The sequence below is a fragment of the Thioalkalivibrio sp. genome, from assembly GCF_041690275.1.
Classification (GTDB): domain Bacteria; phylum Pseudomonadota; class Gammaproteobacteria; order Ectothiorhodospirales; family Ectothiorhodospiraceae; genus Thioalkalivibrio.
Window position 1 is genome coordinate 22,785 of the sequence record NZ_JAWLHP010000005.1, and the last position, 12,448, is coordinate 35,232.

Genomic DNA, 12,448 nt, shown 5'->3' on the forward strand with positions numbered 1-12,448 from the left:
TGTGGGAGCGGCCTCTGGCCGCGATGGCCGTGGGCACTCACCACAACGCCGCATCGCGGCTGGAAGCCGCTCCTACGGATGTCCTCGGGGGCCGGGCGGGTCGACTGTCTCGCGCGGTCTACTTGATGAACGGCACGTCGGCGATGCTCTCGGGCGTGATCCGCTCCATGCAGTCCCGGATCTCGCCATCGGCATCCGCGCAGTTGAGCACATCGTTCAGCAGCACACGCCCGATGTCCCCGCAGGCGAGGCCGCTGATGGCGAATACCCGGACGCTGGTCCGGCCCGCCGCCAGGGGGGCAGCGTCCACCGCCAGCCGCCGGGCGATCACGCCGTCGGTGTCGAACATCACCAGGTCGAGCCGCAGCGCCTCGAAGGACTGCGCGCCGCGGTTCTCGAGCACGATGTAGGCGCGGCAGGCGTCGCCGTCCGGCTCCAGCTTGTTCAGCTGGATGTTCAGGGATCCGGCATCCTGGGCGAGCCCGGGGGCCGGAGCGAGCGCCCAGAGGACGATCAGCAGCAGCGGGAAGATGCCACGGCCGAGGCGGAAGGAGCGGTGTGACGCAATGGCAGGACGCATGAGTGTTCTCCTTGCTCGTTGGATGTTCAGGTCGATGCGGTGAAACGGGCGGGACGCCGGTTGGTCCTTGGCGCATTCGGTTTCGTTTCGGGTCAGCGCTCGAGACGGAATTCTATCGGAACCCTCACCTCGAGCAGGTTGGTCCCCAACTCCGGCGGGATCGCCGGCAGCGGCTGCGCGCGTCGGATCAGGTGCTCGACGGTGTTGTCCAGTAACGTGTGGCCGGAGCTTCGCACGATCGCGTGGTTCACCACCATGCCGTGGCGGTTCAGCGTGAATGCGAGCCATACGGTACCTTCCTCACCGCGTCGCTGGGCGATGCGCGGGTAGTCCTTGTGCCGGTCCAGCCAGTCCCTGAGCGCCGCAAAATACCGCTCCTCGGCTCCCGCGACCTCACGCGTCTCCGGGGCGGGTTCCTGCGCGGGTTGATCCGGTACCGCGCCCGCGTCGCGAGCGGGCGCGACCTCTGCCGCGGTCTCGGTCGGGGGCGAGATCTCCCGGGCGCCGGTCACGGTCTGCGGCGCCAGCTGGGCGCCTTCGAAAGACGGAATCGTTTCCGTGTTGGCGGTCGGGGGCATCACGGCGGCGGATTCCCGCGCGCCTATTGGAGCTGCCGCGAGCGGCACCGGATCCGCGGTCACCGGCGATGCCGCCCTGACGGGTACGTCAGCCGCGACGGCGGCCTCCGCGATATCCGCAGCCGCGGTGGTTTGCACGGGTTCCGCCGGCAGTGATTCCAACGGAGGCTCGGCAGCCGCGGACGCAGCCGCTGGCAACGGCTCGTCCGCGGACTCCGGCTCGTTCGCTGTGACCGACTCGACGGGAAAGGCGGGTGGCGCCAGCGCAGGCTCCGGTACCATCGGTGCGGCCCCGAGTTCCGGCTCCACGGCGGCGGCCGTCTCGACCGGCGACGGGGACAGGGAGGCCTCGGATGCGGTGGGCCGCGGCTGGACTGCGAGTTGAGGCTCGAGCGCGGGGAGCGTCTCGAGCGGCGCGGTGGAGGATCCGCCGGCGGGCCGGGCTGGCAGGTGTTGTGCCGCGGACGGTTGGAGGGTCAACGTAGTGTCGGTGGTGGGGAGGTGGGGTGTTGCGGCGGTTGCCGGCGGCGATGGTTCCGGTGCCGGACTCGCCCCCACCAGCTCGGCGACGGACTCCGTCTCGCGGGTGGGGGAGACCTCCCGAGGCGCCAGCGACGGCGCGGCCTCCACCGCGACCTGCGGGGCTGGTTCCGGGACGGGCACGGGGCTGGCCGTAGCCGCCGGCGCTGCCTCGGGCGGGGGATCCACAGACGGCACCGGGGCGGGCGGAGCCGGCACGGCAGCGCCTCCCGGCGCGGTCGGGTCCTCGGGCGCGATCGCCTGGATGGCCTCGCGAAACCCGGGAAACAGCGTGACCTCGAGGCCGGCGGGGTCGCCGGAGGCCGCCTCCCGCGATTGCTCTTGCAGCAGGCTCATCAGGATTGCGGCGAGGGCCAGGTGTGCCAGCAATGCGAAGACCAGGCCCGTCAGCCAGTGTCGAAGGCTGGGGCCGGTCATCGGTCGGGGAGGGTCAGCAGTTCCAGTCTTTCGATTCCCGACGCGCGCAGCCGCTCCATCACCTCGACGACTCGGATGGCCTCCGTGCGCCCGTCGGCCTGCAGACGGACACCCGGACCGTCGCCGGAGGCGGTTGGCCGGTTGCCGACCAGGACCTCCAGCTCTGGCAGAGTTACTGATTCTCCTTCGATCGCGAGACGGCCGTCCGCCCCCATGAAGACGGTCAGGTCGTCGGTGTGCGGATGGCTGCCACTCGCGGACTGCACCGGCTCGAGTTCGAAGGGCGCCTGGATGCTCAGGTGTCCAGTGATCAGGAAGAAGATCAGCAGCAGAAACACGATGTTGATCAGCGGCAGCACACGGGCATCCTCGTCCGGGACCCGTTGCTGGCGGCGGAAGAAGCGGCCGTCGCCGATCACGGTTGCGCGTCCCGGACCAGGGAAAGGTTGACCGCGCCGGTCTCCGCCAGTCGGTCGAGCACGGCCACGGAGCGCTGGAGGCTTACGCCGGGCGCGGGTTTTACCAGGACCGCGGTGCCCGGCGCGGCGGCCACCCTGGCGGCCACCCGTTCGATGATGGTGGCTAGCGGGAGCGATTCCCCTGCGAACCGCAGACCGTCGGCACGCAGCTCCACCAGCAGGGCGCCTTCGACCGAGCCGCCCGCCCCGGCGGTGTCGGCAGACGGCGCCGCGAGCTCGATGGCACGCCAGTCCACGAAGCTGGAGGCCAGCATGAAGAAGACCAGCAGGATGAAGACGACGTCGATCAGTGGAGTCAACCCGATCAATGCGCGCCGGCGAGTCCCTTTGACGATCATGGCCATGCGCGCCGCCCCAGAGGAGGAAGATCGGTCACGTATCGCCCGCGCTCCCCAACCCTCCCGCGCAAGCGGGAAGGGAGTATTCCGTGCGCGCTGAGCGCGAGGTTCAGGCTAACTGTCATGGCGCGCGGCGGCGACCCCCGAGGATGAAGATGTGCGCCACGGAAGACCCGGAAGGCCACGGACAAGACGTGAATATGCTTCGTCCCATGAAGGCCCCTGCGCTTGCCGGGGAGAGGAGAAATGCGCGGCGTGCTAGCGGCCGGCGTTGGCATCGGCGAGCACCTCGTCCGTGGGCGGTGGTCCAGGCCTGCTGCGCACGGATCCGCGGGACAGGTCGTCCGTGAATACCCGGGTCACCAGGTCATCCATGCGGTGGCCCAGGCGCTCCACGCGTGCCTCCAGCCAGTTCAGCAATGCGACCACCGGGATTGCGACTGCGAGGCCCACCGCGGTGGTCAGCAGGGCCTCCCAGATACCCCCGGACAGCACCGCGGCGTCCACCTGAGTGCCCGCCAGTTCCAGGGCCTGAAAGGCCTTGATCATTCCCAGCACGGTACCGAACAGGCCCAGCAGGGGGGCCAGGGAAGCGATGACCTCCAGTGGCCGGAACCCGCTGCGCAGGCCCTGCAGCGCCACGTTGCCGTAACGGACCATCTCATCGCGCACCCTGGGTTCGGGCAGGCCCAGACGAACGCCGCGCAGGCCCCGGGCGAGAAGCTGTGACGCGGGATCGGGCGAGCGTTCCGCGCGTGTGATCGCTTCGTGCAGCCTGCCGTCGCGGTACAGGGCGAGGGCCTTCTCCGCCGTGCGCCGGTGGCCGACGCGCACGCTGGAGAAATGCGCCATCTTTGTCAGGATGATGGTGAGTGCCAGCACCGACATCCCCAGGAGGATAACGACCACGGGACCGCCCAGCTCCAGGAAGGTGAGCAACCGATCCCGGTCCCAGGCCAGTGCGGTGAACTGATCGAACATCACAAACCTCGCTTGTCAGCGTGCAAGACCGCGCCCTTGTGGCGCCGGCGCGAGAAGGGCCGGGAACGACGGCCGGGATCGGCGCCGCGTGCCCGCCCCGGACCTGCCCGGCAAGCGCGGGAGGGGGTGCATTGCGCGGGGCGGCGTGTATCGCGACGGTTGTGGCCCCCGCGCTACAGGCGCTGCCCGGACGGATCGACGGCAAGTTTATGGGTAACGGCCGGGACCAACAAATGGGCAGGCCGGTGCCTGCAGGCCCCTGTGGCACCCCGGGTCGCGGATTGCGCCAGGAGCAGCGCGAGACAGGCGACCGTGGAACGCCCGCACGCCGGATGGACTATCCTCCCGGGATGGCGAAGAGGTGGCCCGGTGTCTTCGGGGACGGCGCGCGCCGGCGCCTCGGACAGACTCCGGTCGGCGCGTTGGAGCGGGGGCGACGGTGGCATCATCCACAAACATGCCGCAGGGGGGGATGACCCGGATGGGCCGGATGGCCCGGGTGGTCGGCATCGGCGTGGTACTGGCCGGTGCGGCGCTTGCCTTCGCGGGAATGGGGCTGTTCATGTACCAGATGGGCCGGGACATGAGCGCGATGACGGAGGCCGTCGGCCAGATGGGTCGGGAGGTGTCATCCATGACCGGCGACATGGAGTACATGGTCGGCGACATGGACCGGATGGCGGACAGCATGGTGCAGGGCCAGGCCAGCATCCTCGATGACCTGGGCCGGGTCCGCGTGCGCACCGAGCTGCTGGCGCGGGACATGCACGGGATTCAGACGGACATGCACGACATGACCATCAGCATTCGGGGGATGGCGATCGACATCCGGGGCATGGACGATTCGACCGGCCGCATGACGCGGGCGTCCGGCGTGATGTCGGACTCCATGAGCCGAATCTCGGTGGACATGGACCGGATGACGCGGCCGGAGAGCCTGCCGCCGATGTCGCCGTTCCGTTGAGGGGCTGCAGAACCCGCAGGGACGCAAGGGCCCATCAGCGGTCTTCGCGGGCGCTGGAGCGTCCATTCGCGGACTCGTGTGGCCAGGGTCGCCGGCTGAGCCATTCGGCGGCGCGGGCGTTCAGTGACCGCTGCCGGTCCCGGTGGCGGCGGTGGGCAGCGGGGTGAAATTCAGCACCGCCGCGAACTCCTCGGGCGTAAACAGGGAGGCCACCAGGGGCAGGAATTCCTCGTCCTCGAGCCGCGTGTGGTCGCGCAGTATCCGGGCAAAGGCGTCCAGGTCGTCCGCAGGGGTATCCGCGTGCATGCCGGTGGCGAGGGCCCGGAGCGCCCCGTGGTCCTTTCCGAGCCGCATGCACAGGGCGAAATGGGTCTTGTCGCGCTTGAGCAGGGGGGCGAACATCGTCTGCTCTTCGTGCTGAAGGTGTGCCTCCAGCTCCTGCGCGTAGTAGTCCCTGACCAGCCGGATGCCCTCGGCGCGGCTGGCGTCGCTTCCCTCGGCGGCCAGGGCCGCGATCCGCTCGGAAAGGGCCAGTGCCCGTTCGTGTTCCCGGTGCAGCATCTCAAGTTCGGGGCGATCGTCGGCCATGGGTTTCCTCCGCCAAAACTGCGATGATAGCAACTCGACCCGCCGCGGCGACCGCGGTCTCCGGATTCCCCGTGCACCCTCGGCACGATGCACTTCGTCAGACCCCTGGCCAGCCTGCGGTTGCTCGATGGACGCGGGGCGCCCGCCTGCGCTCCATCGGCATCGAGCGCCCCGCGTGCCCGGATAGCATCCTGCGTCGGCGACATCTGTGACACACATCAAGACGTAGCGACGTCCCCGCGCAAAGAATGAATCCACAGCCCATGGAGGCCTGAAGACATGCTGGATGTCAGTGACATCATGACACCGAGACAGAACCTGGTGGTCATGCGCCCCGAGTCAACCGTCGAGGAGGTCCGGCGGGCAATGGCCGCCAACAAGATCCGACACCTGCCGGTGCTGGACGGGGCCGGCACCCTGGTCGGTCTTGTGTCCCAGACCGACGTGCTGGTGGCCGGCAATGGCGAAGCCCGCGTGGTGCGGGAGATCATGATCCGGGATCCCGAAACCGTCGACGAACGCGAAAACGTACGGCATGCCGCGCTGCTGATGGTTCGCCGCAAGCGCAGCTGCCTGCCGGTCACCCGCGAGGGGGAGCTGCGCGGGATCGTGACCGACTCCGACTTCCTGGGTGTGGCGATCACCCTGATGGAACAGTCCGAGGCGGTGGAACCCGACGCCGAGGACTTCGAGAGCCCCGACGAGCTGTAGCCCTCCGCTGCCGGGAGGAGCCCGCATTCCCCGGCAGTTCGCCCGGGTTTATCCGCGGGGGACGCCGGTGCAGGCATCGCCCGGAGCCGCGCCAACCCACGGGAGTGGCAACGCGCAGAGATACCATCCGGGAGGGTATCCGGCGGGCCCTCCGCAGGACATGTGTTAGGGTATCAGCGCGTCCTGTCCCGAGCGCGGGCCATGTGGCGTACCTGTCAGGCAACAGAGGATGCTTGTAGCGTGATCCGTGCAGAGAACGTGACCAAGATCTTCGGGTCCGATCCCGAATCCGCAATCCCGCTCCTCGAAGAAAACAAGACCAAGGACGAGATCCGCGAACTGACCGGGCAGACGGTCGGTGTGAACAAGGCCAGCTTCGACATCCAGCAAGGCGAAGTCTTCGCAATCATGGGTCTGTCCGGATGCGGCAAGTCGACGCTTATCCGGTGCATCAACCGCATCATCGACCCCACCGCAGGCCATATCTTCTTCAAGCATCCGGAGCGCGGGGAGCTGGACATCACCGAACTCGACGAGGAGGGGCTGCGCGCGTTGCGCAAGGAGAACATGAGCATGGTGTTCCAGCACTTTGCCCTGCTCCCGCACCGCACCGTGCTCTCCAACGTCGGGTACGGACTGGAGATCCAGGGGCGCCACCGGCGGCAGCGGCGGGAGGCGGCGCAGCGCGTGCTCGACATGGTCGGACTGGGTCCGTGGGGCCGGAGCTATCCCTCCGAGCTCTCCGGTGGCATGCAACAGCGTGTCGGGCTCGCCCGGGGCTTGGCGACCGACGCCGAGGTGCTGCTGATGGACGAGCCCTTCTCGGCGCTGGACCCGCTGATCAAGGTCGACATGCAGCAGGAACTGACGCGAATACAGCGGGAGCTGCACCGGACCATCCTGTTCATCACCCACGATCTCGACGAGGCGATGCGCATCGGCGACCACATCGCGATCATGGAGGACGGGCAGATCGTGCAGATCGGCAGCCCCGAGCAGATCCTGGTCAACCCGCGCACCGAGTATGTGGCCAAGTTCGTGGAGCACGCCGATCCCACGGGCGTGATCACGGCCTCCACCATCGCCATGCCGCTGGACAGCGACGAGTTCCTGTCGGCGGGCGAGCGCGACGGGATTTCATATCTTCACAGGAAGGACCTCCCGCACGTCCGTTACGGAATGGACCGGGATGGGCGCCTGCACGATGTGCAGATGGATGAACAGGATGTGCCCGTGCGGCGTCTCGAGGAGGTCCTCGAGGATGAGGACGCGCGCCCGGCGGCGTCGGGACGAACCGGTGTGGCGCTGACCTGTGGCGAGGACACGGTTCTGCGCCAGATCCTGCGCAGTCGTCTCGTGTCAACCCTGCCCGTGGTGGTGACCAACGGGGACGGGCGTGTCCTCGGGCTGATCGACGACCCTGAGCTGATCAACGGGATCCTCGAAAAGCGCGGGCAGATATCCTGAAAACCGCGACCGGGGGCTTCAGCGTAGCCGCGATCCGGACGCCGCCGTCGGTATTCGACGCCGATCATTCAGCAGACCATAGGCAGCCATCGCATGGGTGAACTGTTTGAATTCCTGCACGCGTTAATGAACGACCCGTTCGGGTTCATCGACCTGCCGATACGCCAGGCCATCACGGACGGCGTGAACTGGATCGTCGCCACATTCCGGGACTTCTCCCGCACCTACATCAGTCCGCCGGTGCGAGGCGTGATGAATGGCGTGCAGTGGGCCCTGGATTCGGTGCCGCCGGGGATCTTCATGCTGGCGACCTTCATCCTCGGCTGGTGGGCCGCCTCCTGGCGGGTGGGCGTCTTCGGCGTGGTCGCCTTCGCGCTGATCGGCTTCATGGGCGTGTGGGACCAGATGATCATCACCCTGTCGCTGGTCGTGACCGCGGTCTTCTTCTGCGTACTGCTCGGTCTTCCACTGGGGATCCTGAGTTCGCGCAGCGACCGGTTCTACGCCTTCATGCGCCCGGTGCTCGACATCATGCAGACCACGCCGCCCTTCGTGTATCTGGTGCCGGCGGTGATGCTGTTCAGCATCGGCAACGTGCCCGGACTGATCGCGACCATCGTGTTCGCGATGCCGCCCGTGATCCGCCTGACCAATCTGGGCATCCGCCACGTAAATTCGGAGTTCATCGAGGCGGCGCTGGCCTTCGGTTCCACGAAACGCCAGATCCTGTGGAAGGTGCAGTTCCCGCTGGCGATGCCGACGATCATGGCCGGGTTGAACCAGACCATCATGCTGTCGCTGTCGATGGTGGTCATCGCGGCCATCATCGGTGCCGGCGGGCTTGGGCTGGAGGTGTACGCAGGCCTCGAGCGGCTGAACATCGGCCAGGCCTTTGTCGGAGGTATCGGCATCGTGCTTCTGGCGATGGTGCTGGACCGGATCACCCAGGGGTTCGGGGAGAAGGCACCGGGCGTGGGCGACCGCGACTGAAGGCCGGATCCCGGAGCCCGCAATCCAACAACCACCCGCTGCAAGGAGGTGATTACCACCGCTGAGTCCATCCGGAGAACGCGCCCGTTCCGGGCCGCGTGTCATGCCTCCCCAGGAGGTACAGCGGAAACCGTCAGATTCGCACAATAATGGAGAACCCAATGATGCAACCAGAACAACGCAAAGCCCGCGGTGTGGGCGTACTCGCGGCGGCCGGCGCCCTGACCCTCGCCACCGCCATGAACATCGGCGTAGCGGCAGCGGACGAGCATCCCGGCGAAGGCGTCACGGTCCAGCCGGCAGTGGCGTCGTGGACCTCGGCAGTCCCGGTCAGCTGGGTGTTTGTCGAACTGCTCGAGGAATTGGGCTACGACGTGCAGAACCCCATCTCGCTGTCCAACCCGGTGGCCTATCTTGCCATCTCCGAAGGGGACGCCCATTACTGGCCGAACGGCTGGTTCCCACTGCACGAGCCGCAACTGCCCGAAAACTTCGGCGATGAGGCCACCCTGTTTGATGCCCACTGCCCGGCCTGTGGCATCCAGGGATACCTGGCCGACAAGGCATCGGTCGAGGAATTCGGCATTACCGGAATCGACGACTTCAAGCGCGAAGAAGTGCGCGCCGCCTTCGATGCGACCGGCGACGGCAAGGCCGATCTCTTCGGGTGCCCGCCGGGATGGGGTTGCCACGAGGGGATCAACGCAATGCTCGACAAGTTCGAGCTGCACGACTTCGTGAACCACGTGGATGCCGGTTACGCGGCGAACTTTGCCGAGGCCCTGTCGCGCATCGAGGCGGGAGACTCCGCGCTGTACTACACCTGGGGCCCGAGTGCCTGGTTGCTGTCGTTGGTGCCCGGTGAGGACGTGATGTGGATCAACGCGCCCGGGATCGTCGAGGACGAGGCGGAGCTTGCCGAGGACATCGCTGGTGCGGTGACGGATCCGATCTACATGGGATACGTGGCGGCGGATATCCAGGTCGCCGCGAACAACGACTTCCTCGAGGACAATCCGGCGGCCGCGGAACTGTTCCGCCAGGTCTCGCTCCCGCTGGTCTGGGTCAGCGAGGTGGACCAGCGGATGGACGCGGAGGATCTCTCCGATCCGATGGTCCGGCCCCTGGCTCAGGAATGGATCGAGGCCAATCGTGAAACCGTCGATGGCTGGCTCGAGGCCGCTCGCGCAGCAGCGGACTGAGTAACCCCGAGTCCTGCAAAGAGCTCCGGGCGATCGTGCCCGGGGCTCTTCTTTTTTGGGCCCTGCAGACGCGGTGGCGTCGTGCGGCCTGCGCCGGCGCGCCGCCGCCCGGAGGCGCTTCCGCTCGGGCTGGTCGGGGTTCTCAACCATCATGGGCGCGGCGGGGCGGCCGCCACTGCTGGACCACGTTCCCGGCGATGATGAGCACCAGACCGAGCAGCGTAGCCGGCAGGACGGTTTCGCCGACCAGGAAATGGATGAACACCAGCGACAGGAACGGGGCCAGGAAGATCAGGTTGCCGACCCGGGCCGTGGTCGCGGACAATCGCAGGGCGTGCAGCCAGAAGACGAAGGCCAGTCCCATCTCGAAGGTGCCCACCCAGGCCGCCCCCAGCCAGCCCTGCCAGCTCGGCCAGGTCAGTTCCGAGAACAGCAGGGTGGTGATCAGCACCAGCGGCAGGCTGAAGGCAAAGCCGATCAGCAGTGCAGCGACCGGGTCTCCCCGGTGGCGCGTGTTGTAGATCCAGTACAGCGCCCAGATGATGGTGCTGCCCAGCGCCAGCAGGACTCCCGGAAGGCTGGTGAACGCCATGTCCAGCGGGCGGCCCTCCGTGGCGATCACCACCACGCCCGCGTAACTGACCAGCAGTGCGATAAACCCTCTCGTGCCGATCCGCTGTCCCAGCAGCGGGATGGACAGGATCGCCAGGGTGATGGCCCAGGTGTAGTTGAGGGCCTGCGCCTGCTGCGCCGGCAACAGGTCGTAGGCCTGGAACAGTACGATGTAATAGAGGAAGGGGTTGAGCACCCCCAGCCCCGCAAGACGCCACCATGCAGTTGCGGTCTGCTCGCGCAGACGGTCAATGCGCCCCTGTACCGCGAGAACCGTGAACAGGACCAGGACCGATACGGCATTCGAGAAGAGCAGGAGCTGGAGCGGGTCCAGATACTGCAGCGACAGCTTGAACGCCGACGCAACCGTCGACCACAGCAGCACCGCCGCGCCGGCATAGGCATAGGCAAGCCCCTGGCGGGTCACCGCATCGGCTGCCTGCAGGCCGGCAAGGTCCCTGCGCTCGCGATTATTCCGCGGTCAAGCGGCGGGACTGCGCGAACTGCTGCTCGACCTCGACCGGGGGACGGCCCGTCAGCTGGCTGACCACGACGATCGCGACGGTTGCAAAAATGAAACCCGGAAGCAGTTCGTAGACATCGAAGACACCGCCGGACAGCTCCTTCCAGACGATGACCGTCAGCGCACCCACCACCATGCCGGCCAGGGCGCCGTTGCGGTTCATGCGCGACCAGTAGAGGGACAGGATGATCACCGGCCCGAAGGCCGCGCCAAAGCCACCCCAGGCGTAGGACACCAGGTCCAGGACCCCGGCCTCGGGATCCATCGCCAGAAGCAGGGCGATGACCGAGACGCCGATGACCGCCGCCCGGCTGATCCAGACCAGTTCCGCCGCGCCGGCGTTGCTGCGCACCATGCCGCGATAGAAGTCATTGGTGATGGCACTGGCCGAGACGATCAGCTGCGAGTCGATGGTGCTCATGATGGCGGCGAGGATTGCGGCCATCAGCACGCCGGCCACCCAGGGATTGAACAGCGCCCGGATCAGCTCAATGAGCACGGTCTCGCCATCGGCGAGCGGCGCATCGGCGAAGTAGGCGATTCCCAGATAACCCGTCGCGACGGCACCGGCCAGTGCCAGCACCATCCAGCTCATGCCGATCAGGGTGGCGCGCGGGACGTCCCGCTCGGAGCGCAGGGCCATGAAGCGCGCGAGGATGTGCGGCTGACCGAAATAGCCGAGACCCCAGGCCAGCAGGGAGATCATGCCCATGAAGGTCATGCCCTGGAGGATCGCCGTGTGGCTCGGGTCGACACTGACCACCTCGCTCTGGACGCTGCCCCAGCCGCCGACCAGCACGACCACGAACATGGGCACGACCAGCAGTGTCAGGAACATCAGGATGCCCTGCGCGAAATCGGTCCAGCTGACCGCGAGAAAGCCGCCCAGGAAGGTGTAGCTGATGATCACGATGGCACCGACCCAGACTGCGGTCTGGTATTCCATCCCGAAGGAGCTCTGGAACAGCAGGCCACCGCCGACCAGACCCGCCGAGATGTAAAGGGTGAAGAACACCAGGATGACCACTGCGGAGATGATGCGCAGCAGCCGGGTGCGGTCCTCGAAGCGGTGTTCGAGGAAGTCCGGGATGGTGAGGGAGTCATGCGCGAGGGCGGTGAAGCGGCGGAGCCGCCCGGCGACGAACACCCAGTTGAGGAAGGCACCCACGACCAGACCCACCCCGATCCAGAGTTCGCTCAGCCCGGAGACGTAGACTGCACCGGGCAGGCCCAGCAGCAGCCAGCCGCTCATGTCCGACGCCCCGGCACTGAGCGCCGCGACCCCCGGGCCGAGGCTGCGCCCGCCGAGCACATAATCCGAGAGATTGGTCGTGCTGCGGTAGGCGATGATTCCGAGGGCCAGCATCGCTGCCAGGTAGGCGGCAAAGGTGGCGAGCGTTGGCAAGGGCATGTTCATGAGGGAATTCCTTGAAAGGGGCCTGCAGCGCGTGTGTGAATGAGTCGGGAGTCATGCAACA

General features: G+C 67.3%; 13 protein-coding genes. 5 read left to right on the forward strand and 8 right to left on the reverse strand.

Annotated features, from left to right (window positions below; translation table 11 throughout):
* Positions 1–118: 118 nt before the first annotated feature.
* The 5 genes from ACESMN_RS01515 to ACESMN_RS01535 form a co-directional block, all read right to left on the reverse strand.
* Entirely contained in the window at positions 119–580 is a 462-nt protein-coding gene (locus ACESMN_RS01515; RefSeq protein WP_373051820.1) for a Tat pathway signal sequence domain protein, read from the reverse strand.
* A gap of 92 nt (positions 581–672) precedes the next feature.
* Complete coding sequence (locus ACESMN_RS01520; protein ID WP_373051821.1) at positions 673–2,115, reverse strand: TonB family protein; 1,443 nt, start codon at positions 2,113–2,115, stop codon at positions 673–675.
* A complete protein-coding gene (locus ACESMN_RS01525; RefSeq protein ID WP_373051822.1) occupies positions 2,112–2,534 on the reverse strand; it encodes an ExbD/TolR family protein in 423 nt (140 codons plus the stop codon). The genes ACESMN_RS01520 and ACESMN_RS01525 overlap by 4 nt, the downstream gene beginning before the upstream one ends.
* Positions 2,531–2,938 (reverse strand): ExbD/TolR family protein, encoded by a 408-nt coding sequence (locus ACESMN_RS01530; protein WP_373051823.1) that lies wholly within the window; start codon positions 2,936–2,938, stop codon positions 2,531–2,533. The genes ACESMN_RS01525 and ACESMN_RS01530 overlap by 4 nt, the downstream gene beginning before the upstream one ends.
* A 252-nt stretch (positions 2,939–3,190) precedes the next feature.
* Positions 3,191–3,913, reverse strand: coding sequence for a MotA/TolQ/ExbB proton channel family protein (locus ACESMN_RS01535; protein WP_373051824.1), 723 nt, complete (start codon positions 3,911–3,913; stop codon positions 3,191–3,193).
* Positions 3,914–4,385: 472 nt separating this feature from the next.
* On the opposite strand from ACESMN_RS01535, the gene ACESMN_RS01540 reads away from it, so the two are divergent.
* A complete protein-coding gene (locus ACESMN_RS01540; RefSeq protein WP_373051825.1) occupies positions 4,386–4,877 on the forward strand; it encodes an LPXTG cell wall surface anchor family - like protein in 492 nt (163 codons plus the stop codon).
* Positions 4,878–4,997: 120 nt separating this feature from the next.
* Here the strand turns inward: ACESMN_RS01540 and ACESMN_RS01545 are convergent, their stop codons facing one another.
* Positions 4,998–5,465, reverse strand: coding sequence for a hemerythrin domain-containing protein (locus ACESMN_RS01545; RefSeq protein ID WP_373051826.1), 468 nt, complete (start codon positions 5,463–5,465; stop codon positions 4,998–5,000).
* Positions 5,466–5,744: 279 nt separating this feature from the next.
* On the opposite strand from ACESMN_RS01545, the gene ACESMN_RS01550 reads away from it, so the two are divergent.
* The 4 genes from ACESMN_RS01550 to proX all read left to right on the forward strand — a co-directional run bounded on the left by ACESMN_RS01550 (position 5,745) and on the right by proX (position 9,835).
* Complete coding sequence (locus ACESMN_RS01550) at positions 5,745–6,176, forward strand: CBS domain-containing protein (RefSeq protein WP_373051827.1); 432 nt, start codon at positions 5,745–5,747, stop codon at positions 6,174–6,176.
* Between the two features lie 240 nt (positions 6,177–6,416).
* On the forward strand, positions 6,417–7,643 hold the full coding sequence (locus tag ACESMN_RS01555; RefSeq protein ID WP_373051828.1) for a glycine betaine/L-proline ABC transporter ATP-binding protein: 1,227 nt from the start codon (positions 6,417–6,419) through the stop codon (positions 7,641–7,643).
* Between the two features lie 93 nt (positions 7,644–7,736).
* Positions 7,737–8,633 carry an ABC transporter permease gene (locus tag ACESMN_RS01560; protein WP_373051829.1) on the forward strand — a complete coding sequence of 299 codons (897 nt, stop codon included), beginning with the start codon at positions 7,737–7,739 and terminating at the stop codon, positions 8,631–8,633.
* 161 nt (positions 8,634–8,794) lie between these two features.
* Positions 8,795–9,835, forward strand: a complete 1,041-nt coding sequence (gene proX, locus ACESMN_RS01565; protein WP_373051830.1) for a glycine betaine/L-proline ABC transporter substrate-binding protein ProX — start codon at positions 8,795–8,797, stop codon at positions 9,833–9,835.
* A 142-nt stretch (positions 9,836–9,977) separates the two neighbouring features.
* Here proX and ACESMN_RS01570 read toward each other — a convergent pair whose 3' ends face one another.
* Positions 9,978–10,874 (reverse strand): DMT family transporter, encoded by an 897-nt coding sequence (locus ACESMN_RS01570; RefSeq protein ID WP_373051831.1) that lies wholly within the window; start codon positions 10,872–10,874, stop codon positions 9,978–9,980.
* Between the two features lie 43 nt (positions 10,875–10,917).
* Entirely contained in the window at positions 10,918–12,387 is a 1,470-nt protein-coding gene (gene putP / locus ACESMN_RS01575; protein ID WP_373051832.1) for a sodium/proline symporter PutP, read from the reverse strand.
* Between the last annotated feature and the right edge of the window lie 61 nt (positions 12,388–12,448).